The following is a 25,771-nucleotide window of genomic DNA, read 5'->3' as shown; positions in this document are numbered from 1 at the left end:
GCAATGACCCGATTCGGCAACATTCCGGCCCTTGTATAGACATGAACCGGTCAGGTCCGGGGCTCCGCGTCGCCACGGTACACGCCCCGGCGGTCGGCGTCATCGGCGGCGGTGCTCAGGGGGCCAGCACCCGGTTCGCGCAGTCCGCCCCACTGACGAAGTCGGCCAGGTTGCGCAGCGTGATCTCCGAGATCTCCTGCAGGGCCTCCACCGTGAAGAAGCCCTGGTGCCCGGTCACCAGCACATTGGGGAAGGTCATCAGGCGCTGGAACGCATCATCGTCGATGATCTCGCCGGACCGGTCCTGGAAGAACAGCCCGCTCTCCTGCTCGTAGACATCGATGGCCAGGTGCCCCAGGCGGCGGGACTTCAGCGCGCGGATCACCGCATGGGTATCCACCAGCCCACCCCGCGAGGTATTGACCAGCATCGCCCCGGGCTTCATCCGGGCGAGCGAGGCATCGTCGATCAGGTGCTGGGTTTCCGGCGTCAAAGGACAGTGCAGCGAGACCACGTCCGCGCGGGCGAGCAGCTCCTCCAGCGCGACCGACGCGCCGATGGCGGCGAACGCGGGCGACGGATACGGATCGTGGCCCAGTACGGTGCAGCCCATGCCCTTGAAGATGCGGGCGGTCGCCAGCCCGATCTTGCCGGTCCCCACGATGCCCACGGTCTTGCCGTGCAGGGTGCGGCCCAGCAGGCCATCGAGCATGAAATTGCCCTCGCGCACCCGGTTGTAGGCGCGGTGGGTGTGCCGGTTGAGCGTCATCACCAGTGCCAGCGCATGTTCGGCCACGGCCTCGGGCGAATAGGCGGGCACGCGCGCTACGAACAGGCCCAGCTGGCCGGCGGCGGCCAGGTCGACATTATTGAAGCCTGCACAACGCAGCAGCACCGCGCGCACGCCCAGTGCATGCAGTGCCTGCAGCACCGCGGCGTCCAGCCGATCATTCACGAATACACACACCGCCTCACAGTCCTGCGCCAGTGCCGCGGTATGTACCTCCAGCGCGGCATCGAAATAGAGAAACTCGAAGGACTGCCCTGCCCCGCGGCGTTGATTGGCTTCCTCGAGAAACCGCTGGTCATACGGGCGGGCGCTGAATACTGCGATCTTCATGAGGCGGATTCCCGGGAGTTCGAGCACGACGATACCGCAGTACACTCCGGCCAACTGCCTGGAGACCGCCGTGTCCCTGACTACCCGCCTGCTCCGCTGGACCGCCACGCCGATGGGCCGGCGCGCCCTGTTCGTGCTTACTGCCGCGATCGTGACCCTGATGGCCTGCAACCCACTGCTGGTGCCACTGCTGCCCGTGGTGGATGCGCTGGGGCTGGATGTCCTGCTCCTGCTGATCGGTGCGCAGGCGATCGCGCTATTGCCGTGGGTGCGGCTGCATGCCAGCCGTATCGCCCGCGTCGCCGCCCGTTTACTGCTTGGTGCGCTCGCAGGTTTCATCGGCGGCTATCTGCGGCAACTGGTCTTCGGCAATGGCGCGCGTTGGACCCGCGTGCGCGCGTGACCTAGTATTCGGCACTTGCCGGACGCCATGGGTGGATGTGCGTGGAGAGTTTTGAGCGGTTCAACGGGCGCCGTAGCGGTGCAGGCAAGGACGTCGCGATCCTGTCACACGGTTTTGGCACGGATCAGACCGCATGGAACGCACTGCGTCCCTGGTGTGAAGCGCGCTTTGATGTGATTTCCTTCGATCTTGCCGGCTGCGGTCCGCACGGTGCACAGACATACGATTTCGAACGACACGGCGCGCTGTTCGGGTATGCCGACGATCTGATCGACATCCTCGACGAGCTGGACGTGCGTGACTGCACTTACATCGGCCACTCGATGAGCGGCATGATCGGCGCTGCCGCCGCCGTGGCGCGGCCGGACCTGTTCGAGCGCCTGGTCATCATCGGCGCATCGCCGCGTTATCTCGACGATGACGGGTACACCGGCGGCTTCAGGCCGCAGGACCTGGACCAGTTGTTCGACAGCATGCGCGCCAACTACCAGGCCTGGATCGCCGGCTTCGCCCCGATGGTCGTCGGCGTGGAAGACAGCGCGGTCGTCGCCGATTTCTCCAATACCCTGTTCCAGATGCGCCCGGATATCGCGCTCAATACCTCGCGCACGATTTTCACCTCCGATCTGCGCAGCCTGGCCGCGCGGGTCTCAAGGCCGGTCCACCTCATCCAGACCGCACACGACGTGGCGGTACCGGTCGCGGTCGGCCACTGGCTGGCCAACGCGATCGAGGGCGCCACCCTGGATGTGATCGATGCCTCGGGTCATCTTCCGCACATGACCGCGCCCGATGACGTCATGCGCATTCTCGAACAGCGACTGGCAGGCACCGCGTTGTGACGACGTCCGACAGTGACGCCCTGGCCGCGCTGTGCCAGTTCGCCCGCCTCGCCTCCCACGCCGACCTGGTGATGGCAGTGGAAGTGGACGCCGACGGCAGGGCGACGTGGGCGGTCGCGGCCCCGGCGCTGCCCTCCTCGAGTTTCAACCTGGCGCGCAGCGGTCTATTCGAACACACCTGGAGCGGTGAAGCCGTCGACGCAACGGGGTTCCGGCTGCCGACGGCGATCATCCATGCACTGGAAGGCCTCCCCACCCACCTGCTCTACGTCCCGGCCCCGTCGCACGGGGCGCCGCTGAGCGGCCTGCTGCTGCTGTGGCGAAGCGCGCCTGCCCCTGCAGCGTTGACGGCGCAGGTGCCGCTGCTGGCGACGAGCGTGGCCCGCCTGCTGTCCGCACGGCGGGAGGCCGCACGCGGCGCGATCGTCCGCAATCAATTCCTCGATCTGTTTGAAAGCGTGCCGGCGGGCATCGTCCTGATCGATGGCGATGGCGTGGGCGCCGCCGTCAACGAGCACGCTGCGGAGCTGCTGGGGTGCGCCGCGGGCAATCACCGCGCGGCGGACGTGGCCGGCCCGATGCGCGCCCTGCGCCAGCGCTGCGACAACCATGCCGAGCTGGAGCTGGCCTACAGCGCCCAGATGAACAACGATCAGTTCGCCGCAAAGCAGAACTGGACGCTGGGCGAACGGACCTTCGAGGTGGATACCCATCCGGTACGCGGCAACGGCGCCCACGGGCGCATCTGGCTGTTCGCCGACGTCACCGCCGATCTGCTGATGGCCGCCGAACTGCGCCGCCTCGCCTCCTCCGATCCCTTGACCGGCGTGCCCAATCGCCGTCATTTCGAGGAATGCTCTGCGCAGATCATCGCCGCCCGTGAAGCGAATGGCCGTGCGGTCGCGGTGCTGATGGTGGACGTGGATCACTTCAAGAAGATCAACGACACCTACGGCCATCCGGTCGGCGATGAAGTCCTCAAAGTGGTCGCCAGGCGTTGCCGGGATGCACTGCGGGAACGCGATCTGTTCGCCCGCTTCGGTGGCGAGGAATTCATCGCGCTGCTGGCCGCCTCCGCCGTGGATGAGATTCCCGCCGCCGCCGAGCGACTGCGCAGCGCGGTCGCCGCCGAACCCATCCTCGTAGACGGCGAACGTATCGCTGTCTCCGTCAGCATCGGTGGCGCGATCGGCGAGGCGTTGCCGGGCGGCGACCAGAAACTGCTGGAAGAGCTGATCTCCCGCGCGGATGAGGCGCTGTATGAGGCCAAGACCAGCGGGCGGAATCGGGTCCGGATGGCCGACCTGCGGCCGGACCTGTTCGCCCCCTGAGGCACGCGGGCGGCACTTGTCCGCGTCAGCCTAACACTGTTAGATTCGCCGCCTAACATCGTTAGGCAGGGCCAGCAGTGCGTCAACCCATCGCGCGGGAAAACATCGTCGAGGCGGCCTTCCGGATCCTCGACGAGGCCGGCCTGGAGGGGATCACCCTGCGCAAAGTGGCCTGCTCGCTGGGCATCCGCGCGCCGTCGCTGTACTGGCACTTCAAGAGCAAGCAGGCGCTGATCGATGCCATGGCCGATGCCATGATCTGCGACGTCGCCCGGGACATTCCCGTCGGCCAGCCATGGCGGCAGACCCTGCTGCAGATCGGGCGCGAGTTCCGCCTGGCGTTCAAGGCACGCCGCGATGGTGCGCGGGTCTATGCCGGCACCTTCCTGGCCACCGAGAACGTGCTGCGGGTGGGTGAGGCGAGCATCGCCGCGCTGATCGGGGCGGGCGCCTCGGCACGCTTCGCCGCGACCACCTCGATGGACCTGGTGTATTACACGATGGGCTTCGTCATCGAGGAGCAGTCCTGGCCCGGCGACGGCAGCATGGAGGCGCTGGGCGAGGCGTTCATGGCCCTGGCCGAAGCGCGTTTCCCCCATTGCTGGCAGGCCCGTGATGTGTGGAGCGAAGTCGATTTCGACGCCCGCTTCGAGCAGGGGCTGGGCCTGATGCTGGATGGCATCGCACTGCGCCTGTCCCGCGAATCCTGATTCCCCCACTCCTTTTTCTCCCGCTGTTCCGACCCGGAAAGCCCCTCAATGCGTGCACCCTCCTTCCGCAGTATTTCCCTGATCCTGGTCGCCGCGCTGCTGTCCGCGTGTGGAGGCAAGGACGACAAGGCTTCGGCCGACGCCACGGCCGCCAGTTCGGCGCTGCCGGTCTCGCTGGCGCCCGCACAGCAGCAGACCATGGCGCGCACGGTGCTGGTCTCCGGGCCGGTGACCGCCTACGAGGAAATGCAGCTGGGCGTGGAGATCAGCGGCCAGCGGGTGACCGCGCTGCTGGTGGACGTGGGCCAGTGGGTCAAGCAGGGCCAGGTGCTGCTGCAGGTGGACCATCGCACCCTGGACAGCGAGCTGGCGCAGGCCGACGCTTCGCTGCGGCAGGCGCAGGCCTCGCAGGAACTGGCGCGGATGAACTACGAGCGCAGCGCCAAGCTGGCCACCCAGCAGCTGATCAGCGAAAGCAGCCTGGATGAACTGCGCGCCTCGCGCATCAATGCCGAAGCGCAGACCTCCACCGCACGCGCCGCGCGCGATGCGGCCAAGCTGCGCCGCGATTTCGCAGACCTGCGCGCACCGGCCGACGGCCTGATCTCCAAGCGCCTGGTGCAGCCGGGCCAGGTGGTCTCCGCCGGAACCGAGCTGCTGCGCCTGATCCGCGATGGTCGCCTGGAGTGGCGCGCGGAGCTGCCGGAGAACCAGCTGGCCGATGTGGCGGTAGGCAACACCGTAGAGCTGCCGTATGCCGGCCAGGTGGTCAGCGGCCGCATCCGGGCGGTCACCCCGGGTGTCGATGGGCAGACCCGCACCGGCACGATCTACGCCGACCTGCCCACGCCCGGCCCGCTCAAGCAGGGCATCTACGTGGATGGCCGCATCGTCACCGGCGACGGCCCGGTGCTGACCATCCCGACCGCGGCGATCGTGCAGCGCGACGGCCACAACTACGTGTTCACCGTGAACGACAAGCAGCAGGCGACCCGCCACCGGGTCAGCACCGGCCAGGCCGTGCAGGGCCGCACCGCGATCCTGGAAGGTCTGAAGGCCGGTGACCAGGTCGTGGTGGATGGTTCCGGCTTCCTCGGTGAGGGCGACCGCGTGCGCGTGGTGGCCGCGACCAAGGCCGCCGCACGATGAACATCTCTGCCTGGGCGATCAAACGCCCGTTGCCTGCGCTGCTGATCTTCTTCGTGCTGTGCGTGGCCGGCCTGTGGGGGTTCCATCAGCTGCCGGTGGCGCGCTTCCCGGACATCGCCTTCCCGATGACCACGGTCACCGTCACCCAGCCCGGCGCCTCGCCGAGCCAGCTGGAAGCCGAAGTGACCCGCAAGGTCGAGGACTCGGTGGCGACGGTCAACAACGTCAAGCGCGTGATGTCCTCGGTCAGCGAAGGCGTCAGCACCACCACCATCGAATTCCAGCTGGAGGCCGACCTGGCCACCGCGCTGGATGACACCCGCGATGCCGTTACGCGTATCCGCACCGACCTGCCACAGGACATCCAGGAGCCGGTGATCTCAAAGGTCGATATCGGCGGCTCGCTGATGACCTATGCACTGGTCGCACCGCACATGACCACCGATGAGGCCAGCTGGTTCGTCGACCGCGACATCTCGCGTGCGATGTACGGCGTGCCCGGTGTCGCGCGTGTCACCCGCGTGGGCGGCGTGCAGCGCCAGGTGCGGGTGGATCTGGATCCCAATGCCCTGATCGCGATGGGCATCACCGCCGGCGATGTATCGCAGCAGCTGGCCCGCATCCAGGTGGAGCGTGCCGGCGGCAAGACCGAGGTCGAGGGCGCGCAGCAGACCATCCGCACGCTGGGCACCGTCGGTGACGCACAGGCGCTGCGCGACTACTCCATCGCCCTGCCGGACGGGCGCGCGGTGCGGTTGTCCACGCTGGCCACGGTCACCGACGGCGCCGCCGACCCGACCGAAGCGGCCCTGCTGGACGGCAAGGGCGTGGTGGCCTTCTCGATGTCGCGTACCCGCGGCTCCAGCGAGGTCAAGGTCGAAGCCGGCGTGCATGACGCACTGGACAAGATCAAGGCCGAGCATCCGGGCATCGACTTCCGCCTGGTCACCACGGCGATCGATGAGACCCACCGCTCCTACGATTCCTCGATGACGATGCTCTGGGAAGGCGCGCTGCTGGCCCTGCTGGTGGTATGGCTGTTCCTGCGCGACTGGCGGGCGACGTGGGTGTCCGCGCTTGCGCTGCCGCTGTCGATCATCCCGACGTTCGCGGTGATGTACTTCTTCGGCTTCACCCTCAACATCATCACGCTGCTGGCGCTGTCCGTGGTGGTCGGCATCCTGGTGGACGATGCGATCGTGGAGATCGAGAACATCGTGCGCCACCTGCGCATGGGCAAGCCACCGCTGGAAGCCGCGCGCGAGGCGGCCGGCGAGATCGGCAACGCGGTGATCGCCACCTCGCTCACCCTGGCCGCCGTATTCGTGCCGGTGGCCTTCATGCCCGGCATCGCCGGCAAGTTCTTCCGCGAGTTCGGCTGGACCGCCGCCACCGCCGTGCTGTTCTCGCTGCTGGTGGCGCGCCTGCTCACGCCGATGATGGCCGCCTACCTGCTCAAGCCGCATGGCGAGGAGAAGCCGGAATCGAAGCTGATGACCTGGTACCTGGGCTGGGTGGACGCCGCGCTGCGCCATCGCGGCCGCACGCTGTGGCTCGCCACCGGGTTGTTCGTCGCGTCGCTGGCGCTGGTGCCGTTCATCCCGGCCACCTTCATCCCGCAGTCCGATCTGGGCCGCAGCAACCTCAACCTCGAACTGCCGCCGGGCACGCGCCTGCAGGAAACCGTGGCCGTCGCCGAGCACGCGCGTGCGCTGCTCAAGGACATGCCCGAACTCAAGCAGGTCTACACCGCGGTCGGCGCCGTGCTCGACCTGGGCGACCCCAGCGCAACCGGCGTCGGTGAGCCGCGCAAGGCCACCCTCGTGCTCGACTGGGGCACCACCGACACGCGTGAGCGCGACCAGCGCGTGCTGGAGCGCGAGGCCCGCCAGCGCCTCGCCGACCTGCCCGGCGTGCGCGTCAGCTACGTCAGCTCCGAGCCGGGCAACCTGCTGCAGCTGGTGCTCTCCGGTGACGACCCGCAGCGCCTGCAGGATGCCTCCACCGCGCTGGAGCGCGACCTGCGTGGCATCCAGGGCCTGGGCAGCGTGACCTCCACTGCCTCGCTGCTGCGCCCGGAACTGCAGATCGTGCCGAACCCCGCCCGCGCCGCGGACCTGGGCGTGGCCACCGCCGATATCGCCGAGGCCGCCCGCATCGCCACGGCGGGTGATTACGAGCAGCGCCTGGCCAAACTCAACCTGCCCGACCGGCAGGTGCCGATCCGGGTCGGCTTTGCCGAAGCCACGCTGGCCAATCCGGGCCTGATCAGCCAGCTGCGCGTGCCCGGCCGCAATGGCCCGGTACCGCTGGCGGCCGTCGCCGACATCCAGCAGGGCAGCGGCCCGTCGCAGATTTCGCGCTACCAGCGCCAGCGCAACGTGACCCTCACCGCCGAACTCAACGGCCGCCCGCTGGGCGATGTGATGACCGAGGTGCAGGCCCTGCCGAGCGTCAAGCAGCTGCCGCCGGGCGTGACCTTCCTCAATACCGGCGATGCGGAAGTGTTCGTCGAACTGTTCATCGGCTTCATGCTGGCGATGGCGGCAGGGTTGATCTGCATCTACATGGTGCTGTTGCTGCTGTTCAACCACGCCCTGATGCCGATCACCATCCTTGCCGCGGTGCCTCTGTGCGCCGGCGGTGCGTTCGGCGCGCTGCTGATCACTCAGAACATGCTCTCGCTGCCGGCGCTGATCGGCCTGCTGATGCTGATCGGCATCGCCACCAAGAACTCCATCCTGCTGGTGGATTACGCGGTGATGGCCGAAGACGAACACGGCATGAGCCAGCACGATGCGCTGATCGATGCCTGCCGCAAGCGCGCACAGCCGATCATCATGACCACCCTGGCGATGGGCGCGGGCATGATGCCGATCGCGCTGGGCTTTGCGGGTGACTCCAGCTTCCGTGCGCCGATGGCGATTGCCGTGATCGGCGGCCTGATCACCTCGACGCTGCTCAGCCTGATCGTGATTCCGGCTGCTTTCACCGTGGTGGATGACGCGGGCGACTGGCTGTCGCGGAAGTTCCGGCGGCGGTCGTCGCATCCGGCTGTCGGCGGTGCGGAGTGAGCTGACCCGCCACGCCGCCCCAAACAAAAAGCCCCGGCCAAGGCCGGGGCTTTTTGCTGTATCTGGTGCCGGAAATAGGAATCGAACCTACGACCTACGCATTACGAATGCGCCGCTCTACCAACTGAGCTATTCCGGCGAGGTCGTGAATTCTAGGGGGTCTGGGCCACTTTGGTCAATCAGGGAAGCGCTCACCGTGGAACGGCCCGCGCGCCCAATGGCCCGGCAAGACGTGCTCCTGCCGCACCAGCCCTTGACGCACCAGCCTCTACAGTGAATCCCCCACCTCCGGAGGCATCCCATGCGCCCCTGTCCCCGCTTGGCCGGCCTGCTGCTGTCATCCCTGCTGCTGAGTGCCACTGCGCTGGCACGCGACACGCCACCGACGCCGCAGACACCGGACCAGCAGTGGCAACCCCTGTTCCAGCAGGTCCAGGACGCGCACCTGTTCAAGGACCAGAAGACCTTCGCCGATGCGGTGCCCCGCCAGCCGGCGGCGACCGTCCTGACCCAGTGGCAGCGCGCCAGGACGCAGCCCGGGTTCGACCTCGCCGGGTTCGTCTCCGAGCACTTCACCGTGCCGGGCGACGCCCCGCCGTATGTGCCGCCTGCCGGAGAAACGCTGCGTGCCCATATCGAGGGTCTGTGGCCGGTGTTGACCCGCACCACCGGCACCGTGGATCCGCACGGCTCGCTGCTGCCGCTGCCCAGGCCCTACGTGGTGCCCGGCGGACGCTTCCGCGAGGTGTATTACTGGGACAGCTATTTCACTCTGCTCGGGCTGGCCTCCAGTGGCCGCTGGCAGCAGGTCCGCGACATGGTGGACAACTTCGCGTTCCAGCTCGACAGCTACGGCCACATTCCCAACGGCAACCGCAGCTACTACTTGAGCCGCTCGCAGCCGCCCTTCTTCAGCCTGATGGTGGATCTGCTCGCCACGCATGAGGGCGATGCGGCCTACCGTCGCTATCTTCCACAGCTGCGCATCGAGCATGCGTTCTGGATGCGCGGTGCGGAAACGCTGGCACCGGGCGAGGCACGCGAGCGGGTGGTTCGGCTGGCGGATGGCCAACTGCTCAACCGCTACTGGGACGACCGCGCGGTCCCACGCACCGAGTCCTGGATGGACGATCTGGCCACCGCCGCGCAGGCGCCACAGCGCGCGCCCTCGCAGGTGTATCGCGACCTGCGCGCCGGCGCGGAGTCCGGCTGGGATTTCAGCTCGCGCTGGCTCACCGAGCCGTCTGCATTGGCGAGCATCCACACCACGGCGATCGTGCCGGTCGATCTGAACAGCCTGCTGTTCCATCTGGAAACCACGCTCGCCCGCGCCAGCAAGGCCGCCGGTGATCGCACGGCGGCACGCGCCTTCACCGGTCAGGCGAAGGGACGCCGGCACGCCATCAACGCGCTGCTCTGGGATGACGGCCAGGGCTGGTACGTCGACCGCGATCTGGAGCGCGGCCAGACCCGCCCCGCCCTGACCGCGGCCGCCCTGTTCCCCTTGTGGCTGGACGTGGCCGATCGCGCGCAGGCGCGCCGTACCGCGCAGGCGGTGGAGACACAGTTGCTGCGCGACGGCGGCTTGCTGACCACCACCCTGACGACCGGCCAGCAATGGGATGCCCCCAACGGCTGGGCGCCGCTGCAGTGGGTCGCGGTGGACGGGCTGCAGCGGCATGGGCAGGACACCCTCGCCCGCCGGATCGGCGTGCGCTTCCTGCGCACCGTGCAGACGGTGTATGACCGCGAGGGCAAGCTGGTGGAGAAGTATGTGGTCGACGGCTCGGCCACGGGCGGCGGTGGCGGCGAATACCCGCTGCAGGATGGGTTCGGCTGGAGCAACGGGGTTACGTTGGCGCTGCTGGATCGGCTGTGTGCGCCGAAGCGGGTCTGCGACAGCGCGCAGGATGTGGAGGCCGCGGACTGATCCAGCGGCCGCCGCGGCGCGGGATCAGCGCGCCTTCCACAACTCCGCCAACCGATCCGGCTTGCCCGCGATCCGCTCCAGCGCCGGGTACTTCAGCCCGTCGTGGTAATGCAGCGTCACCGTATCGATGCGATCCACGTTCTTCACCAGCAGCGTCAGCGGTGCCTTGTCGGTCCTGGCCGCGGTGATCGCCTCCTTCAACTGCTCGGCCTTGAACACGCGGCCATTGAGTGCGACCACGCTCATGCCGGGGATCAGCCCGGCATTGAACGCCGGGCTGTCCCACAGCACGTCGCCGATGTAGCCGGACTCGCTGACGGACAGGCCGATGGAGTACAGCAGGTTGCTGTTCTTGCCGCGCGTCTCCTGCGCCTTGAACGCCTCGTTCGGCGTATCGGTATAGACCAGTTTCCAGCCGGCCGCTTCCAGGCCGCCGGTCAACGGGCCGTGCCCGTCCAGGCGTTCGCGCAGGAAGCTGGCCCAGTCGAACGGCGCCACGCCGTTGAGGGTGCCGACCACGTCCTCGAAGGTATACGAATGGACGTTCCAGTCGCCGTCGTTCATGCCGAAGAACGCCTTGGCGAAGTCGTCCAGGCCGCGCTTGTTGCCGGTCAGCGCCCGCAGCTTGCCGTCCACCTCCAGCCATACCATCTGGCCGCCGGAGTAGTAGTCCTCGCTCATCTGGTAGTTGCGGAACGCCAGCGCGCGGCGCTGGGCGATGGTCGGATCGTTGGTGGTGTCCTGCAGAGTGCGCCAGGCCAGGCCGGGGCGACCGCGATCATAGGTGCCCGCCACATTGGCCAGCACATCGCGGGTCTGCTGCGGGGTCCACAGTCCGGAGCGGGCGGCCAGCACCTGGCCCCAGAACTGGGTCTGCCCTTCATACAGCCACAGCAGGCTGTCGCCCATCGGCACGTTGAAGTTGGCGGTGGTCAGATCGGCGCCACGCCGGTACTTGCCGTTCCAGGAGTGGTTGAACTCGTGCGGCAGCAGGTCGCGGCCGAGCCAGGTCTTGTCCCACTCGGTGAAGTAGCCGGTGTCGCCGCTGTTCTCGCTGGAGCGCTGGTGCTCCAGGCCGATGCCGCCGAGCCTGTCGGTCAGCGCGAGCAGGAACTCGTAGCGGTCGAAGTGGCGTGCGCCGTAGAGTTTGTACATCTGCTGCACCAGCGCGCGATGCGCCTGGATCTGCTCGGGCTTGGCCGCCAGCGACGTGGCGTCATCGGCGAAGACATTCAGGTGCACCGGCACCTTCGCACCGGGGTCCAGATCGAAGCGCTGGAAGTGGCGGCCGGCGAACAGTGGCGAGTCGACCAGGTGGTCGTAGCTGATCGGCTTGAACACCACGGTGTCGCCGTCGCGGCGCTCCGTGTCCAGCGCGGTGGCATACGACCAGCCCGGCGGCAGGGTGACGGTGGCCTGCGCCTGGATGTTGCGGGTGATGACCCCGGCCGGATACAGCGAGTTGGCGTTCCACTGCAGGTTGAGCATGTCCGGCGTCATCACCACGCGGCCCTGCGCGCCCTGCGAGGACAGGAACTTGAACTCGGCCACGACTTCACTGGCGCCCTGCGGCACCTCCACGGTGAACGCGTAGACGTCGTACGGATCCCGCTTCCACTGCAGCGGCGTGCCGTTGGCGGTGACGACCAGGCCGGCGAGCTTGTCGATCGGCCCGCTCGGCGAATGCGCCCCGGGCAGCCACTGCGGGTACAGCAGGGTCAGCGGGCCGGGCTTGGCCGGGACCGTGGCCTTGACCTTGAAGATGCGTCGGCCGATATCGCGCGCGTCCACGTCGATGCGCAGCAGGCCCGGGAAGGCCACGTCCTGCGGTGGCGGTGTCTGCGCCTGCACGCCGGTGGCGGACACGGCCAGCAACACGGACAGGGCAATGGCACGCATCTTCATCAGGCAGGCTCCAACAGGGGAAGCCTCGATCCTAGCCCTGCGTTACCGCCCTGCCCCATGGCCAAAGGTCATGCGTCGCGTTGCGGCCATGATTGGCACAGCGCAGTGCGGCGACGTTCTGTCTGCCGGACGCGATCAGGATCCACCGAGGTGAGCTGCCGGCCAGCGGCCGGCACTACCGGGGAAGCGCCACGGCATGCGTGGCGTCACGATGTCGGGTCAGTCGACCAGGCGCAGCCGCAGTTCTTTCGGCAGCGCGAACACCATCGATTCCGGCTCGCCGTCCAGCTCGCCGACGCCGGTGGCGCCAAGTTCCTTCAGGCGCGCGATCACCCCATCCACCAGCACCTGCGGCGCGGAGGCGCCGGCGGTCAGGCCGATGTGCTTCTTGCCGGCCACCCATGCCGGGTCGATCTCGTCGGCCCCGTCGATCAGGTAGGACTCCACCCCATCACGACGCGCCAGTTCACTCAGGCGATTGGAGTTGGAGCTGTTCGGCGAACCGACCACCAGCACCAGGTCGCAGCGCTTGGCCAGGTCGCGCACGGCATCCTGGCGGTTCTGCGTGGCGTAGCAGATGTCATCGTTCTTCGGGCCCTGCATCGCCGGGAAGCGGGTGCGCAGCGCGTCGATGATGCCGCGGGTGTCATCCACCGACAGCGTGGTCTGGGTGGTGTAAGCGAAGTTCTCCGGCTGGTCGATGACCAGGGTGGCGACGTCGTCCACATCTTCGACCAGGTAGATCTGGCCGGTACCGCGCTCGCGGCTCCACTGGCCCATCGTGCCTTCCACTTCCGGGTGGCCGGCGTGGCCGATCAGCACCACGTCGCGGCCGGCGCGGCAGTGGCGGGCCACTTCCAGGTGCACCTTGGTGACCAGCGGGCAGGTGGCGTCGAACACCTTCAGGCCACGGCGGTCGGCTTCCTGGCGCACGGCCTGGGAGACGCCGTGGGCGCTGAAGATCACCGTGTTGTCGTCCGGTACTTCGTCCAGCTCTTCGACGAAGATCGCACCGCGGGCCTTCAGGTCATCGACCACGAACCGGTTGTGCACGACCTCGTGGCGCACATAGATCGGCGCACCCAGGGTCTCGATCGCGCGCTTGACGATCTCGATCGCACGATCGACACCGGCACAGAAACCACGCGGATTGGCGAGCAACACATCCATCGGTCAGATACTCCGGCCGGCGTGAGCCGGGTCGTTACGGATACAGGAGGGAATTATCCCGCTTTTTTGGCAGGCTTGCCGTCGAACAGGCCGAACAGGGCGATGCCCACCGCGCCGACCACGATCGCCGAATCGGCGATGTTGAACGACGGCCAGGCATGGTCACCGATATACCACTGGATGAAGTCGACCACATGGCCGTGCATCAGCCGGTCGATCACGTTGCCGATCGCCCCGCCGATCACCAGGGCGTACGGCACGGCGCTGCGCCAGGCACCGCGCGCGGTGCCCCACATCCAGTAGGCCATCAGGCCGCTGATGCCCACCGCCAGCGCGGTGAAGAACCACAGCTGCCAGCCACCGGCATCGCTCAGGAAACTGAACGCGGCGCCGGTGTTGTAGGTGCGGTACCAGTTCCAGAAGCCGTCGATGACCACCACCGGCTCGTACTCGGGCAGGCTGGACAGCACCCAGGCCTTGCTCCACTGGTCGGCGATGATGACCGCCGCCGACAGCAGCAGCCAGATCAGCGCGTTCGGACGCGGACGGGCGGCGGCCATCAGAACCACCGCCGGTCTTCGCCGGCACCGTCGATGTTGGTCACGCAGCGGCCGCACAGTTCCGGATGCGCAGCGACCGAGCCCACATCGGCGCGGTAATGCCAGCAGCGCACGCACTTCTGCTTCGTGGTCGGCTGGGCGCTGACAAACACCTCATCGGTGGTCGCCGGGCGCACCTGCACGTCACCGCTGATCAGCAAGAAGCGCAGCTCCTCGGCCAGCGGTTGCCAGCGCGCGGCGGTTTCGGCATCGGCCGCGACGGTGATCTCCGCTTCCAGCGCCGCACCGATCGCGCCATTGGCGCGCATCGGCTCGAGCACCTTGGCAACCTGCTCGCGCAGGGCCAGCAGCTGGTCGAAATCGGCCGCGTTGAGCGGTGCATCGGCCGGCAACGGCGCCAGGCCGTCGTACCAGGTGGCGAACAGCACGTTCTCCTTGCGCTCGCCCGGCAGGTAACCCCACAGCTCATCGGCGGTGAAGCTCAGGATCGGCGCGATCCAGCGCGTGAACGCTTCGGCGATGTGATACATCGCGGTCTGCGCCGAACGGCGGCCGCGCGAGTCCACCGGCATGGTGTACAGACGGTCCTTGGTGACGTCCAGGTACACCGAGCCCAGGTCGACGCTGCAGAAGTTCAGCAGCAGCTGCACGATCTCGGCCATGTTGTAGCCGGTGTACGCGGCCTTGATCTTCTCCTGCACCTCGAACGCGCGATGCACGATCCAGCGGTCCAGCGCGACCATGTCGGCCGGGGCCACCAGGTGCCGGGCCGGATCGAAGCCGTCCAGGTTGCCGAGCAGGAAGCGCGCGGTGTTGCGCAGGCGCCGGTAGGCATCCGCGTTGCGCTTGAGGATCTCCTGCGACAGCGACATTTCATTGCTGTAATCGGCCGAGGCGATCCACAGGCGCAGGATATCCGCGCCCAGGGTCTTCATGATGTCCTGCGGCTCGATCCCGTTGCCCAGCGACTTGGACATCTTGCGGCCCTTCTCATCCACGGTGAAGCCGTGGGTGAGGCACTGCTTGTACGGCGCCTGCCTGTCGATCGCCACGCCGGTCAGCAGCGAGGACTGGAACCAGCCGCGGTGCTGGTCCGAGCCTTCCAGGTACAGATCGGCCGGCTTGCCGAAGCCACGCGCCAGCAGCACGCCTTCGTGGGTCACGCCCGAGTCGAACCAGACATCGAGGATGTCGGTGACCTTCTCGTACTGCGACGCTTCTTCGCCCAGCAGCTCGGCGCTGTCCAGCGAATACCAGACGTCGATGCCTTCGGCCTGCACGCGGTCGGCGACCTGCTGCATCAGCTCGACGGTGCGCGGGTGCGGCTCACCGGTCTCGCGATGGGTGAACAGCGCGATCGGCACGCCCCAGGTGCGCTGGCGGCTGATGCACCAGTCCGGGCGGCCATCGACCATCGAGCCGATGCGCGCCTTGCCCCAGCTCGGGAACCAGCCGACGGTGTCGATCGCGGCCATCGCATCGCTGCGCAGGTTGGCCTTGTCCATCGAGATGAACCACTGCGGGGTGGCACGGAACACGACCGGGGTCTTGTGGCGCCAGCAGTGCGGGTAGCTGTGCACGATCTCGACATGGGCCAGCAGCGCACCGGAGGCGCGCAGCACATCGATGATGAGCGGCTGCGCCTTCCACAGGTGCACGCCTGCCAGCTCGACGTCGCCGGCCGGCGGGGTCGAGGACAGGTACACGCCACGGCCGTCGACGGGGTTGATCTGGCCGGCGTTGTACTTGTCCATCAGCCCGTACTGCTGGCTGACCACGAAGTCTTCCTGGCCATGGCCCGGGGCGGTATGCACCGCACCGGTACCGTCTTCGTCGGAGACGTGCGCGCCGTTGAGCAGCGGGATGTCGCGCTGCGGGTAGAACGGATGGGCCAGCAGCAGGTTTTCCAGCGCGGCGCCGGTGGCACGGCCGTGCACGACCAGGCCTTCCACGCCGTAGCGCTGCAGCGAACGTTCGGCCAGCGCGGCGGCCAGCACCAGCCAACGGCGCTTGCCGTTGTGGGCCGGACCTTCGGCCAGCACGTACTCGATCTCCGCACCGAGCGACACCGCCAGCGAGGCCGGCAGCGTCCACGGGGTGGTGGTCCAGATCGGCACCGCGACCTCGACATCGGCCGGCAGCGCCACGCCGAAGCGCTCGGCCAGCTGTTGCGAATCACGCGACACGTAGGCCACGTCGATCGCCGGCGAGGTCTTGTCCTGGTATTCGATCTCGGCCTCGGCCAGCGCCGAGCCACAGTCGAAGCACCAGTGCACCGGCTTGGCGCCGCGCACGATGTGACCGTTGGCGAAGACCTTGGACAGCGCGCGGATCTCGTTGGCCTCGAAATCGAAGCTCAGCGTCTTGTACGGGTTGTCCCAATCGCCGATCACGCCCAGGCGCTTGAAGTCGCGGCGCTGCAGTTCGATCTGTTCTTCGGCGAACTCGCGGCACTTCTGGCGGAACGCGACCGCATCGAGCTTGACGCCGACCTTGCCCCACTTCTTCTCGACCGCGATCTCGATCGGCAGGCCATGGCAATCCCAGCCCGGCACGTAGGGCGCATCGAAGCCGGCCAGGTAGCGCGACTTGACGATGATGTCCTTGAGGATCTTGTTGACCGCGTGGCCCAGGTGGATCTGGCCATTGGCGTAGGGCGGGCCGTCGTGCAGCACGAACAGCGGGCGGCCCTGCGCGTTGTCGCGCAGGCGTGCGTAAAGGCCCTCGTCCTCCCAGCGCGACAGAATGCCCGGCTCGCGCTTGGGCAGGTCGCCGCGCATCGGGAATTCGGTTGCCGGCAGATGAAGGGTGGCTTTGTAGTCCTGGCTCACGCAGTGGCTCGCAATCTGTGTTCGGAAAGGATGTGACGGGCCTGTTCGGCGTCACGGTGCATCTGGTCGGTCAACGCAGCCAGATCTTGGAACTTTTCTTCGTCACGCAGCTTGGCGACGAACTCGACATCGATGTGGCGACCGTACAGGTCACCCTGGAAATCAAACAGGTGCGCTTCCAGCAGCGGCTCCACGCCGTCCACGGTGGGGCGCGTGCCGAAGCTGGAGACCGAGGGCCACGGCTGGTCGAACACGCCGTGGACCCAGGTCGCGTAGATCCCCGACAGCGCCGGCGTCTTCGGGAAGCGCAGGTTGGCGGTCGGGAACCCCAGCGTACGGCCCAACTGGCGGCCGCGCACTACCCTGCCCCCAATCGTATACGGCCTGCCCAGCAGATCGCCGGCATGGCTGAAATCACCGGCACGCAGCAGCTGGCGGATGCGGGTGCTGGAGATGCGCTCGCCGTGCAGGTCGACCGGCTCGATCTCCCCCGCACTGAAACCCCGCTCGCGGCCCATCGCCTGCAGCAGGGCCAGATCGCCCTTGCGGCGGTTGCCGAAGCAGAACTCCGGCCCGATCCACACCTCGCGCGCGCTCAGCCGGTGCACCAGCAGCTGCTCGACGAACGCCTCGGCCTGCATCGCGGCCATGCGCGCATCGAAGCGCAGCAGGCCGATCGCATCCACGCCGAGTTCGCGCAGCATCGCGACCTTGTCGCGCGCCAGGGTCAAGCGCGGCGGCGGCTCGCCCTGGGCGAAGTACTCGCGCGGCAGCGGCTCGAAGGCCACCGCCACGGCGGCCACGCCCAGCGCGCGCGCGCGCGAAACGGCGTGGCGCACCAACGCACGATGACCCAGGTGCAGGCCGTCGAATGCGCCGATGCAGACCACGCTTCCGTGCGGGAACAACTGCCCGCCTTCGACGTTTCTAAACAGCCTGCTCATCTACGTGGAATGCGGCCCACCAGGGCCGATGCTTTGCAAGAGATAGCCATGAAGTATAGCCGGGCTGTCCACGTATCAATGCTCCCGCAGGTGGCGCGGGCGGAAGCCCATGGCGACCAGCGCCACCAGATAGGTCAGACCACCGCCGCCGACCAGCAGCGCGAGGTTCCCGATCCGGTGCCATTTGTCCATGCCGGTGAACGCCGGCATCCCGTACAGCAGGGCCAGCAGCACCGCGACCATGGCCAGACAGGCCAGCCCCAGCTTGGTCACATAGCCGCCCCAGCCGGGCTTGGGCTGATAGACATCGGTCTTGCCCAGCCAGTACCAGAGCAGGCCGAGGTTCAGGTAACTGGACAGTGCGCTGGCGATGCCCAGCGCCAGATGCAGGCCCGGCTGCTTGCCCAGCGCGACCCACACGCCCTGCGCCTTGAGCGCCTCCGGCACCATCACGTGGTACAGCACGGCCAGCAGAATGAAGTTGAACACCATGTTGGCCACCAGCGCGGCCACGCCGGCGCGGACCGGGGTGCGCGTGTCCTGGCGGGCGTAGAAGGCCGGCAGCACCACCTTGAGCAGCGCGAACGCCGGCAGGGCGAAGCTCAGCCCGTAGACCGACAGCGCGGTCATGCGGGTATCGAACGCGGTGAAACGCCCGTACTGGAACACCGTGGCGATCAGCGGCTCGGCCAGCAGCAGCAGGCCCAGCATGGCCGGGATCGCGATCAGCAGCGTCGTGCGCAGGCCCCAGTCCAGCGCGCTGGAGAAGCCGGCCTTATCGGTGCTCACGTGGTGGCGGGCCAGCGCCGGCAGGATCACGGTACCCAGCGCCACCCCGAACACGCCCAGCGGGAGCTCGAGGAAGCGGTCGGCCAGCGACAGCCAGGACTGCGAGCCATCGGTCAGCTTGGCGGCGATCACCGTATCCAGCAGCAGGTTGATCTGCGCGATCGAGGAACCGAACAGGGTCGGCACCATCAGGGTCAGCACCTTGCGCACCCCGGGATGCCGCCAGCCCCAGCGCGGCAGGGTCAGCAGGTTGATGCCCTTCAGCGAGGGCAGCTGGAACAGCAGCTGCAGCAGCCCGGCCGCCAGCACCGCCCAGCCCAGGGCCAGGATCTGCTTCTCCGGGGTGCCGCCCAGCCGTGGGGCCAGCCACAGCGCGCCGGCGATCATGCACAGGTTGAGGATCACCGGGGTCAGCGCCGGCATCGCGAACTTCTGGAAACTGTTGAGGGCCCCGCCAGCCAGCGCGGTCAGCGACACGAACAGCAGGAACGGGAAGGTCAACCGGAACAGCTCCACCAGCAGGCCATGCTTAGCCGGGTCGGTATCCACCCCGCTGGAGAACAGGGTCGCCAACTGCGGCGCGAAGATCAGCGCCAGCGCCGTGACCAGCAGCAGCACCCCGCCCAGCGTGCCGGCCACCCGCGACATCAGCTCGCGCAGTTCGGCATGCGAGCGGGTTTCCTTCACTTCCGTGAACACCGGGACGAACGCCGTGGCGAACGAGCCTTCGGCGAACAGCCGGCGCAGGAAATTGGGCACCCGGAAGGCGACCCAGAAGGCGTCGGTCACCGCATTGGTGCCGAACGTGGTGGTGATGACCAGGTCGCGAACCAGCCCCAACACCCGCGAAATCATGGTCATGCTGCTGAAAGACAGCAGGCCCCGCAACATCCTTGGTGAACTCACCCGTGTTCCCTCTTGACAATTGACTTGACGTACATTTTTCGAGCCATCATACTTTCCAGCTTGCTGTTCCCATTACACCGATTTTTCAGGAAACCACCACTGTGGCCAATATCAAGTCCGCCAAGAAGCGCGCCAAGCAGACCGTCGTGCGCAACGCGCGCAATACGGCTCAGCGTTCGATGCTGCGCACCGCTGTCAAGAAGGTGATCAAGGCTCTGGATGCCAATGACGCCGCCGGCGCCGAGGCAGCCTTCGCTGTTGCCCAGCCGATCCTCGACCGTTTCAGCTCGCGTGGTCTGATCCACAAGAACAAGGCTGCTCGCCACAAGAGCCGCCTGACCGCGCGCATCAAGGCCATCAAGGCCGCCTGATACGGCGCTGCGGGTGTCGTAGAGCCACGCCCTGCGTGGCTTCGATCCAGCCGCAGAGAAGAACCCGGCCCTGGCCGGGTTTTTTGTTGCCTGCGATCTGCGGCGACCCGCCCGGTCGGCGGCTACGCCGACACCACAGAAAAACCCGGCCGGAGCCGGGTTTCTCAGGGGCGCGTGGCTGCGCTCAGTACGCATCGCGCGCTTGCGCCTCGTCTTCCTTCTGGCGATCGAAGAAGGCCATGATGTTGTTCATGATCGGCCAGGTGCCTTCACGGCCCAGGGCCGAGACCAGGTACCACGGCTCGGACCAGCCCAGCTCGGCGACGATCTTCTCGGCGGCGGCCTTGGCCTCGTCCTCGAACATCAGGTCGGCCTTGTTCAGCACCAGCCAGCGCGGCTTGTTCAGCAGCTCCGGGTCGTGCTTCTCCAGCTCGCGCTCGATCGCCCGGACCTGCTCGATCGGCGACACACCTTCCACGCCACCTTCCATCGGGGAGATGTCCACGAGGTGCAGCAGCAGGCGGGTGCGCTGCAGGTGGCGCAGGAACTGCGCGCCCAGCCCGGCGCCATCGGCCGCCCCCTCGATCAGGCCGGGAATGTCGGCGATCACGAAGCTGCGGTAGTTCTCCACGCGCACGACGCCCAGATTGGGGTACAGCGTGGTGAACGGGTAATCGGCGACCTTCGGGGTCGCCGCGGACACGGCGCGGATCAGGGTGCTCTTGCCGGCATTCGGGAAGCCCAGCAGGCCCACGTCGGCCAGCAGCTTCAGCTCGAGCTTGATCAGGCGCTCTTCACCCTCTTCGCCCGGCAGCGCCTGGCGCGGCGAGCGGTTGGTGGAGCTCTTGAAATGCATGTTGCCGAGGCCGCCGCGGCCGCCCTTGGCCACCAGCAGGCGGTCGCCATGCGCGGTCAGATCGCCGATCACTTCGTCGGTGCTGACATTCATGATCACGGTGCCGATCGGCACGGTGATGACCAGGTCTTCGCCGCCCTTGCCATAGGCCTGGCGGCCCATGCCGTTCTCGCCGCGCTGCGCCTTGAAGATGCGGTCATGGCGGAAATCGACCAGGGTGTTGAGGTTCTCGTCGGCGCGGATCCACACGCTGCCGCCATTACCGCCGTCGCCACCGTCCGGCCCGCCCAGCGGAATGAACTTCTCGCGACGGAAACCGATGCAGCCGTTGCCGCCGTTGCCGGCGATCACCTGGATTTCTGCTTCGTCTACAAGTTTCATGATTCTGGATGCCAATCTGGAGGCGGCGGGCGCGAGGTGCACCCCACCGCAGAGTCTAACGGCCCCGGTACGATCCAGGGCCGGCGGCGGGAAATGTCCCGCCTGATGTAGTGGATACCAACGAAAAACCCCGCCGAAGCGGGGCTTTCGTCAGCGACCCCACGCCGTGGCGTGGGCGCCTGCGTACCGCTGAAGATCAGGCTTCGGCGACGACGCTGACGGTACGACGCTTCTTCGGGCCCTTGACCGAGAACTCCACCTTGCCGTCGACGAGCGCGAACAGGGTGTGGTCACGGCCGAGGCCAACGCCGGTACCCGGATGGAACTGGGTGCCGCGCTGACGCACGATGATGTTGCCGGCGTCGATGGCCTGGCCACCGAAGATCTTGACGCCGAGGTATTTCGGGTTGGAGTCGCGACCGTTGCGCGATGAGCCTACGCCCTTCTTATGTGCCATGACTGCTTCTCCTTATTACTTGCTGCCACCGGCAATGCCGGTGATCTCGATTTCGGTGTAGTACTGACGGTGACCCTGACGCTTCATGTGGTGCTTACGGCGACGGAACTTGATGATCCGGACCTTGTCGGCACGACCCTGGGACACGACCTTGGCAGTGACCGAAGCGCCGCTCAGCGCGTCGCCCAGCTTGATGCCATCGCTGTCGCCCAGCATCAGGATGTTGTCGAACTTGATCTCGTTGCCGACTTCGACTTCGAGCTTTTCAACGCGGAGCGTTTCGCCCTGCGCCACGCGGTATTGCTTACCGCCGGTTACCAGTACTGCGTACATGACCAGACTTCCTCTGTAGTTATTGTGGTCTATGGACTGCCGCCATCGAGGGCGGACAGAAGCGGAATTTTAATGACTTCAACCACTTCGGGTCAACCCACCCCCTGCTCGGACCCGGATTTGGCTGAATACGGTTCAGGAAACCGGCTGGCGGGGTCTCAGGGAATGAGACATGGGGGTGGCAAAGTCCGCGATTGCCCCCAAATCCCAAGCTCGGTAGGCTGACCGATTGCCGTTTCCGATTGCCCCACCCGCTTGCCGGCTCCCTGAGCCGAAGCCCCACAACGGATCCCCCATGGCGATGGATTTCATCCGCATCCGCGGCGCGCGGACGCACAATCTCAAGAACATCGATCTCGACCTGCCCCGCGACAAGCTGATTGTCATCACCGGCCTGTCCGGCTCGGGCAAGTCCTCGTTGGCGTTCGACACCATCTACGCGGAAGGCCAGCGTCGTTACGTGGAGTCGCTGTCGGCCTATGCCCGCCAGTTCCTCAGCGTGATGGAAAAGCCGGACCTGGACCACATCGAGGGCCTGTCCCCGGCGATCTCGATCGAGCAGAAGTCGACCTCGCACAACCCGCGCTCGACCGTCGGCACGATCACCGAGATCTACGACTACCTGCGCCTGCTTTACGCCCGCGTCGGCAGCCCGCGCTGCCCGGACCACGGCTACCCGCTGGAAGCGCAGACGGTCAGCCAGATGGTCGACCACGTGCTGACCCTGGATGCCGAACAGCGCTACATGCTGCTGGCCCCGGTGATCCGCGAGCGCAAGGGCGAACACGCCCAGGTCTTCGACCAGCTGCGCGCGCAGGGCTATGTGCGCGTGCGCGTGGACGGCCAGTTGCATGAAATCGATGCGGTACCGCCGCTGGCGCTGCGCCAGAAGCACACCATCGAGGCGGTGATCGACCGCTTCCGCCCGCGCGAGGACATCAAGCAGCGCCTGGCCGAGAGCTTTGAAACCGCGCTGAAGCTGGGCGACGGCATGGTCTCGGTGCAGTCGCTGGATGTGGAGGATGCGCCTGCGCACCTGTTCTCGTCCAAGTACAGCTGCCCGGTCTGCGATTACTCGCTGCCGGAGCTGGAACCGCGTCTGTTCTCGTTCAACTCGCCGGTCGGCGCCTGCCCGGGCTGCGATGGCCTCGGCATGGCCGAGTTCTTCGATCCCTCGCGCGTCGTGGTGCACCCGGAGCTGTCGCTCTCGGCTGGCGCCGTGCGCGGCTGGGACCGCCGTAACGCCTACTACTTCCAGCTGATCGCCTCGCTGGCCAAGCACTACAAGTTCGACACCGACGCCCCGTGGCAGAGCCTGCCCGAGGACGTGCGCCAGGCCGTGCTGTACGGCAGCGGCGACGAGACGATCACCTTCACCTACTTCACCGAAGCCGGTGGCCGCACCCAGCGCAAGCATCGCTTCGAGGGCATCATTCCCAACCTCGAGCGCCGCTACAAGGAGACCGAATCCTCGGCGGTGCGCGAAGAGCTGGCCAAGTACATCAGCGAGCGCAACTGCCCCGAGTGCAACGGCCAGCGCCTGAACAAGGCCGCGCGCAACGTGTTCGTGGCCGACCGTGCGCTGCCGGAACTGGTGGTGATGCCGATCGACGATGCGCTGAAGTTCTTCAGCAGCATGACGCTGCCCGGCTGGCGCGGCGAGATCGCCGGCAAGATCGTCAAGGAAATCGGCGAACGCCTGGGCTTCCTGGTCGATGTCGGCCTGGATTACCTGACCCTGGAGCGCAAGGCCGACACCCTGTCCGGTGGCGAAGCCCAGCGCATCCGGCTGGCCTCGCAGATCGGTGCCGGCCTGGTCGGCGTGATGTACGTGCTGGACGAGCCGTCGATCGGCCTGCACCAGCGCGACAACGAGCGCCTGCTCGGCACCCTGACCCGCCTGCGCGACCTCGGCAACACGGTGATCGTAGTCGAGCATGACGAAGACGCGATCCGCCTGGCCGACTACGTGCTGGACATCGGCCCGGGCGCGGGCGTGCACGGCGGCGAGATCGTCGGCCAGGGCACGCTGCAGGACATCCTGGATGCGCCGCGTTCGCTGACCGGCCAGTACCTGTCGGGCAAGCGCGCCATCGAGATCCCGGCACGCCGGCACAAGCCCAACCCGAAGATGACGCTGCACCTGCGCGGTGCCAGTGGCAACAACCTCAAGGGCGTGGACCTGGACATTCCGTCGGGCCTGCTGACCTGCATCACCGGCGTGTCCGGCTCGGGCAAGTCGACCCTGATCAACGACACCCTGTTCTCGCTGGCCGCCAACGAGATCAACGGCTCCTCGCACCCGATCGCGCCGTACAAGGAAGTGGACGGCCTGGATCTGTTCGACAAGGTGGTGGACATCGACCAGTCGCCGATCGGCCGCACCCCGCGCTCGAACCCGGCCACCTACACCGGTCTGTTCACGCCGCTGCGCGAGCTGTACGCGCAGGTGCCCGAAGCGCGTGCACGCGGCTATTCGCCGGGGCGTTTCAGCTTCAACGTGCGCGGTGGCCGCTGCGAGGCGTGCCAGGGCGATGGCCTGATCAAGGTGGAAATGCACTTCCTGCCGGACGTGTACGTGCCCTGCGATGTCTGCCACGGCAAGCGCTACAACCGCGAAACGCTGGAGATCCTGTACAAGGGCTACAACATCAACGACGTGCTGCAGATGACCGTCGAAGATGCGCTGAAGCTGTTCGAGCCGGTGCCGAGCATCGCGCGCAAGCTGGAAACGCTGGTCGACGTGGGCCTGAGCTACATCAAGCTGGGCCAGAGCGCGACCACGCTGTCCGGTGGTGAAGCGCAGCGCGTGAAACTGTCCAAGGAACTGTCGCGCCGCGATACCGGGCGCACGCTGTACATCCTGGATGAGCCGACCACCGGTCTGCACTTCCACGACATCGAGGCGCTGCTCGGCGTGCTGCACAAGCTGCGCGACGAAGGCAACACGGTGGTGGTGATCGAGCACAACCTGGACGTGATCAAGACCGCCGACTGGATCGTCGATCTGGGTCCGGAAGGCGGCCACCGCGGTGGCACCATCCTGGTCACCGGTACGCCGGAAGACGTGGCGGCCTGCCCGACCTCGTACACCGGCCAGTTCCTGGCCAAGATGCTGCCCTCCACCAGCGCGCGCCCGGAACAGCCGGCGGCCGTGGCCAACAAGCCCGACGCCCGCCCGCCGCGCAAGGCCAAGCCGGAAAAGCCGGCCAAGGTGGCCAAGAAGGCGGTGGCCGCCACGCGTGCGGCAACCCCCAGCAAAACCAGCCCTGCCAAGACCACGAAGGCGAAGAAGAAGTAATGAGCAGCGAACACAAGATCCTCGCCCGCGTACCGATCAGCGTCCGCTGGCGCGACATGGACAGCATGGGCCACGTCAACAACGCCAAGTACATCTCCTACCTGGAAGAAGCGCGCGTGCGCTGGATGCTGGGGGTGGAGGGCGTTTCGATGACCGACCGCATCGCACCGGTGGTGGCGGCGACCAACGTCAACTATCGCCTGCCGATCGTGTGGCCCAACGACATCGTGGTGGAGCTGTTCGTCGAACGTCTCGGCAACAGCAGCGTGACCATCGGCCACCGCATCGTGGACGAGAAGAACGACAGCACGCTGTATTCGGACGGCAACGTGGTGGTGGTGTGGATGGATACCCAGACCGGCAAGAGCGCACCGCTGCCCGAGGCGATCCGCACCGCGTCCACCTGAG

20 protein-coding genes and 1 tRNA gene are annotated in these 25,771 nt (G+C 67.1%); 10 read left to right on the top strand and 11 right to left on the bottom strand.

What is annotated here, in order from left to right; translation table 11 throughout:
- Positions 1-115: 115 nt before the first annotated feature.
- On the bottom strand, positions 116-1,120 hold the full coding sequence (locus tag ABE424_RS17005) for a 2-hydroxyacid dehydrogenase (protein ID WP_346492042.1): 1,005 nt from the start codon (positions 1,118-1,120) through the stop codon (positions 116-118).
- Between the two features lie 70 nt (positions 1,121-1,190).
- Here ABE424_RS17005 and ABE424_RS17000 point away from each other — a divergent pair, with 70 nt between their 5' ends.
- The 6 genes from ABE424_RS17000 (at position 1,191) to ABE424_RS16975 (ending at position 8,629) form a co-directional block, all read left to right on the top strand.
- On the top strand, positions 1,191-1,523 hold the full coding sequence (locus ABE424_RS17000) for a hypothetical protein (protein WP_346492041.1): 333 nt from the start codon (positions 1,191-1,193) through the stop codon (positions 1,521-1,523).
- Between the two features lie 35 nt (positions 1,524-1,558).
- Positions 1,559-2,365, top strand: coding sequence for an alpha/beta hydrolase (locus ABE424_RS16995; RefSeq protein WP_179459479.1), 807 nt, complete (start codon positions 1,559-1,561; stop codon positions 2,363-2,365).
- The gene (locus ABE424_RS16990) at positions 2,362-3,696 is read left to right on the top strand and encodes a sensor domain-containing diguanylate cyclase (protein WP_346492040.1); all 1,335 of its coding nucleotides are present in this window, start codon (positions 2,362-2,364) and stop codon (positions 3,694-3,696) included. The genes ABE424_RS16995 and ABE424_RS16990 overlap by 4 nt, the downstream gene beginning before the upstream one ends.
- Before the next feature lie 77 nt (positions 3,697-3,773).
- Positions 3,774-4,406, top strand: a complete 633-nt coding sequence (locus tag ABE424_RS16985) for a TetR/AcrR family transcriptional regulator C-terminal domain-containing protein (protein WP_176990047.1) — start codon at positions 3,774-3,776, stop codon at positions 4,404-4,406.
- A 48-nt stretch (positions 4,407-4,454) separates the two neighbouring features.
- On the top strand, positions 4,455-5,555 hold the full coding sequence (locus ABE424_RS16980) for an efflux RND transporter periplasmic adaptor subunit (protein ID WP_346492039.1): 1,101 nt from the start codon (positions 4,455-4,457) through the stop codon (positions 5,553-5,555).
- Positions 5,552-8,629 (top strand): efflux RND transporter permease subunit, encoded by a 3,078-nt coding sequence (locus ABE424_RS16975; RefSeq protein ID WP_346492038.1) that lies wholly within the window; start codon positions 5,552-5,554, stop codon positions 8,627-8,629. The genes ABE424_RS16980 and ABE424_RS16975 overlap by 4 nt, the downstream gene beginning before the upstream one ends.
- 63 nt (positions 8,630-8,692) lie before the next feature.
- On the opposite strand, the gene ABE424_RS16970 is transcribed toward ABE424_RS16975, so the two are convergent.
- Positions 8,693-8,768: transfer RNA gene (locus ABE424_RS16970), tRNA-Thr, on the bottom strand.
- Between the two features lie 162 nt (positions 8,769-8,930).
- Between ABE424_RS16970 and treA the strand changes: the two genes are divergently transcribed.
- Positions 8,931-10,559 carry an alpha,alpha-trehalase TreA gene (gene treA, locus ABE424_RS16965; protein ID WP_346492037.1) on the top strand — a complete coding sequence of 543 codons (1,629 nt, stop codon included), beginning with the start codon at positions 8,931-8,933 and terminating at the stop codon, positions 10,557-10,559.
- 24 nt (positions 10,560-10,583) lie between these two features.
- On the opposite strand, the gene ABE424_RS16960 is transcribed toward treA, so the two are convergent.
- The 6 genes from ABE424_RS16960 to murJ all read right to left on the bottom strand — a co-directional run bounded on the left by ABE424_RS16960 (position 10,584) and on the right by murJ (position 19,649).
- Positions 10,584-12,464 (bottom strand): peptidase M61, encoded by a 1,881-nt coding sequence (locus ABE424_RS16960; RefSeq protein WP_346492036.1) that lies wholly within the window; start codon positions 12,462-12,464, stop codon positions 10,584-10,586.
- A gap of 219 nt (positions 12,465-12,683) precedes the next feature.
- The gene (gene ispH, locus ABE424_RS16955; RefSeq protein WP_319212469.1) at positions 12,684-13,634 is read right to left on the bottom strand and encodes a 4-hydroxy-3-methylbut-2-enyl diphosphate reductase; all 951 of its coding nucleotides are present in this window, start codon (positions 13,632-13,634) and stop codon (positions 12,684-12,686) included.
- 53 nt (positions 13,635-13,687) lie between these two features.
- Positions 13,688-14,194: a signal peptidase II gene (gene lspA / locus ABE424_RS16950; protein WP_346492035.1), complete on the bottom strand. Its 507-nt coding sequence runs from the start codon at positions 14,192-14,194 to the stop codon at positions 13,688-13,690.
- On the bottom strand, positions 14,194-17,025 hold the full coding sequence (gene ileS, locus ABE424_RS16945; protein WP_346492034.1) for an isoleucine--tRNA ligase: 2,832 nt from the start codon (positions 17,023-17,025) through the stop codon (positions 14,194-14,196). Before ileS ends, lspA begins: the two co-directional genes overlap by 1 nt.
- Positions 17,022-17,969, bottom strand: coding sequence for a bifunctional riboflavin kinase/FAD synthetase (locus ABE424_RS16940; RefSeq protein ID WP_176990056.1), 948 nt, complete (start codon positions 17,967-17,969; stop codon positions 17,022-17,024). Before ABE424_RS16940 ends, ileS begins: the two co-directional genes overlap by 4 nt.
- Positions 17,970-18,044: 75 nt before the next feature.
- Entirely contained in the window at positions 18,045-19,649 is a 1,605-nt protein-coding gene (gene murJ / locus ABE424_RS16935) for a murein biosynthesis integral membrane protein MurJ (RefSeq protein WP_346492108.1), read from the bottom strand.
- A 116-nt stretch (positions 19,650-19,765) separates the two neighbouring features.
- Here murJ and rpsT point away from each other — a divergent pair, with 116 nt between their 5' ends.
- The gene (gene rpsT / locus ABE424_RS16930; RefSeq protein WP_019184515.1) at positions 19,766-20,035 is read left to right on the top strand and encodes a 30S ribosomal protein S20; all 270 of its coding nucleotides are present in this window, start codon (positions 19,766-19,768) and stop codon (positions 20,033-20,035) included.
- 184 nt (positions 20,036-20,219) lie between these two features.
- Here the strand turns inward: rpsT and obgE are convergent, their stop codons facing one another.
- From obgE to rplU, 3 genes are all read right to left on the bottom strand, one after another.
- Positions 20,220-21,272, bottom strand: coding sequence for a GTPase ObgE (gene obgE, locus ABE424_RS16925; RefSeq protein WP_346479587.1), 1,053 nt, complete (start codon positions 21,270-21,272; stop codon positions 20,220-20,222).
- Between the two features lie 196 nt (positions 21,273-21,468).
- Positions 21,469-21,729, bottom strand: a complete 261-nt coding sequence (gene rpmA / locus ABE424_RS16920) for a 50S ribosomal protein L27 (RefSeq protein ID WP_019184517.1) — start codon at positions 21,727-21,729, stop codon at positions 21,469-21,471.
- 15 nt (positions 21,730-21,744) lie between these two features.
- Positions 21,745-22,062 (bottom strand): 50S ribosomal protein L21, encoded by a 318-nt coding sequence (gene rplU, locus ABE424_RS16915; RefSeq protein WP_019184518.1) that lies wholly within the window; start codon positions 22,060-22,062, stop codon positions 21,745-21,747.
- Between the two features lie 295 nt (positions 22,063-22,357).
- Between rplU and uvrA the strand changes: the two genes are divergently transcribed.
- Both uvrA and ABE424_RS16905 read left to right on the top strand, forming a co-directional pair.
- Entirely contained in the window at positions 22,358-25,363 is a 3,006-nt protein-coding gene (uvrA, locus tag ABE424_RS16910) for an excinuclease ABC subunit UvrA (RefSeq protein ID WP_346479588.1), read from the top strand.
- A complete protein-coding gene (locus ABE424_RS16905) occupies positions 25,363-25,770 on the top strand; it encodes a thioesterase family protein (protein ID WP_176990059.1) in 408 nt (135 codons plus the stop codon). The genes uvrA and ABE424_RS16905 overlap by 1 nt, the downstream gene beginning before the upstream one ends.
- The last annotated feature ends 1 nt before the right edge of the window (position 25,771 follow it).

The sequence above is a fragment of the Stenotrophomonas sp. TWI1149 genome (assembly GCF_039673155.1).
Classification (GTDB): domain Bacteria; phylum Pseudomonadota; class Gammaproteobacteria; order Xanthomonadales; family Xanthomonadaceae; genus Stenotrophomonas; species Stenotrophomonas maltophilia_AA.
The sequence above is the reverse complement of the archived record's forward strand: the minus strand, read 5'-3'. Positions and strand labels throughout refer to the sequence as shown.

Excerpts from the sequence above, each read along its gene's own strand:
- ABE424_RS17005 (WP_346492042.1), bottom strand. The coding sequence starts at position 1,120 with ATGAAGATCGCAGTATTCAGCGCCCGCCCGTATGACCAGCGGTTTCTC.
- ABE424_RS16940 (WP_176990056.1), bottom strand. The coding sequence starts at position 17,969 with ATGAGCAGGCTGTTTAGAAACGTCGAAGGCGGGCAGTTGTTCCCGCAC.
- obgE (WP_346479587.1), bottom strand. The coding sequence starts at position 21,272 with ATGAAACTTGTAGACGAAGCAGAAATCCAGGTGATCGCCGGCAACGGC.
- rplU (WP_019184518.1), bottom strand. The coding sequence starts at position 22,062 with ATGTACGCAGTACTGGTAACCGGCGGTAAGCAATACCGCGTGGCGCAG.
- ispH (WP_319212469.1), bottom strand. The coding sequence starts at position 13,634 with ATGGATGTGTTGCTCGCCAATCCGCGTGGTTTCTGTGCCGGTGTCGAT.
- ABE424_RS16975 (WP_346492038.1), top strand. The coding sequence starts at position 5,552 with ATGAACATCTCTGCCTGGGCGATCAAACGCCCGTTGCCTGCGCTGCTG.
- uvrA (WP_346479588.1), top strand. The coding sequence starts at position 22,358 with ATGGCGATGGATTTCATCCGCATCCGCGGCGCGCGGACGCACAATCTC.
- lspA (WP_346492035.1), bottom strand. The coding sequence starts at position 14,194 with ATGGCCGCCGCCCGTCCGCGTCCGAACGCGCTGATCTGGCTGCTGCTG.
- ABE424_RS16905 (WP_176990059.1), top strand. The coding sequence starts at position 25,363 with ATGAGCAGCGAACACAAGATCCTCGCCCGCGTACCGATCAGCGTCCGC.
- ABE424_RS16980 (WP_346492039.1), top strand. The coding sequence starts at position 4,455 with ATGCGTGCACCCTCCTTCCGCAGTATTTCCCTGATCCTGGTCGCCGCG.
- ABE424_RS16995 (WP_179459479.1), top strand. The coding sequence starts at position 1,559 with ATGTGCGTGGAGAGTTTTGAGCGGTTCAACGGGCGCCGTAGCGGTGCA.
- treA (WP_346492037.1), top strand. The coding sequence starts at position 8,931 with ATGCGCCCCTGTCCCCGCTTGGCCGGCCTGCTGCTGTCATCCCTGCTG.
- ABE424_RS16960 (WP_346492036.1), bottom strand. The coding sequence starts at position 12,464 with ATGAAGATGCGTGCCATTGCCCTGTCCGTGTTGCTGGCCGTGTCCGCC.
- murJ (WP_346492108.1), bottom strand. The coding sequence starts at position 19,649 with ATGTTGCGGGGCCTGCTGTCTTTCAGCAGCATGACCATGATTTCGCGG.
- rpmA (WP_019184517.1), bottom strand. The coding sequence starts at position 21,729 with ATGGCACATAAGAAGGGCGTAGGCTCATCGCGCAACGGTCGCGACTCC.